At 65.8% G+C, this 1,483-nt stretch carries 2 protein-coding genes and 1 pseudogene; all 3 read right to left on the bottom strand.

Annotated features, from left to right (window positions below; translation table 11 throughout):
* Positions 1-1,046: IMP dehydrogenase (locus tag JCM19049_RS13990; protein ID WP_054821885.1), on the bottom strand; the 1,046-nt coding region annotated here is incomplete at its 3' end.
* 64 nt (positions 1,047-1,110) lie between these two features.
* On the bottom strand, positions 1,111-1,236 hold the full coding sequence (locus tag JCM19049_RS21090) for a hypothetical protein (RefSeq protein ID WP_279403254.1): 126 nt from the start codon (positions 1,234-1,236) through the stop codon (positions 1,111-1,113).
* A pseudogene (locus JCM19049_RS13985) lies at positions 1,233-1,483 on the bottom strand (hypothetical protein); the annotation flags it as partial. The pseudogene JCM19049_RS13985 and the gene JCM19049_RS21090, both read right to left, overlap by 4 nt.

Below are 1,483 nucleotides of genomic sequence, written 5' to 3'. Positions count from 1 at the left end.
TTGGCCGACTCGTAGATGGCGGTCACCTGCGGCACGCCCACACCGGCCACCACGCGGGTGGTGCAGATGGAGCCCGGGCCCACGCCGACCTTGATGGCGTCCGCGCCGGCATCAATCAACGCCTGGGCGCCTTCGCGGGTGGCGGCCTGCCCGCCGATGATGTCCACGTGGGCGGCGGCCGGGTCCTTCTTCAGGCGGGAGATCATATCCAGCACGCCCTGGCTGTGCCCGTTGGCTGTGTCCACCACCAGGGTGTCCACCCCGGCGTCGATCAGGGTCATGGCCCGCTCGTAGCCTTCACCGAAGAAACCAACGGCGGCGCCCACGCGCAGGCGGCCCTCATCGTCCTTGGTGGCCAGCGGGTACTGCTCGGCCTTGTCGAAGTCCTTCACGGTGATCAGCCCGGTCAGGCGGTCCTCGTCATCGACCAGCGGCAGCTTCTCGATGCGGTTCTTGGACAGCAGCTGGATGACTTCCTCGCGGGAGACCCCGACCTTCGCGGTGATCAGCGGCATGCCGGTCATCACCTCGTAGACCTTGGTGGTCATGAAGTTTTCGCGCGGCACAAAGCGGGTGTCGCGGTTGGTGATGATGCCCAGCAGCTTGCGGTTCTCGTCAACCACCGGCAGGCCGGAAACGCGGTAGCGGGCGCACAGGTCATCCCACTCGTCCAAGGTGGCGCCCGGGTGCACGGTCACCGGGTCGCTGATCATCCCGGATTCGCTGCGCTTGACCTGGTCCACCTGCTTGGCCTGGTCCTCGATGGACAGGTTGCGGTGGATCACGCCGATGCCGCCCTGGCGGGCCAGGGCGATCGCCATCGGGGCCTCGGTGACGGTGTCCATCGCCGCCGAGATGATCGGGGTCTTGATGTTGATGCGCTTGGTCAGCCGGGTGGTGGTGTCCGCGTCGGAGGGAATCACGTCCGTGGGGCCGGGCAGCAGCAGCACATCATCGTAGGTGAGTCCTTCAAGGGCAAAGGGGTTGAACTCAGACACGTAGGAACCTTTCGGACGAGACGGCGATTGATTACATGGTAGAACCATAATTGCCCCGTCGCGATTCCCGTTTGGCGCCATGTGGTCAAAGTAACGCGCCGGGGGCGGCTGGTTAACGGCCCGGTCCTTCCCAGCCGGTGGCCTTGATGAAGCGGCGCGCGAAGATCTCATCGGCGCTTTGCACAAACGTCTTGGACAGGTGTGAATCGTCCAGGTAGGTGACCACGTTGCCGATCACCGGCTGGCACAGCCCGTCCGGCAGATCAGCCGGGTCATGTCCAGGGACACCACCCGGTCCCCGTAGTCGTGTTCGGCCAGGAAAGTGTCCACCGGGTTCACCGCGGCCATCCGTTCGGTCACCGGGGCGGAGCAGCGTTCGGGGTGGTTCGGGTAGCGGTCCACGCATTCGGGCACGTTGAACTCAAAGCGCGGGGTGTCGCGCATCGCGATCACCCGGCTGCCGGCCTGCAGCAGCGGGGCGATCG

It is taken from the genome of Arthrobacter sp. JCM 19049, assembly GCF_001310435.1.
Note: the sequence above shows the minus strand (reverse complement) of the source record. Positions and strands in the feature narration are given on the sequence as shown.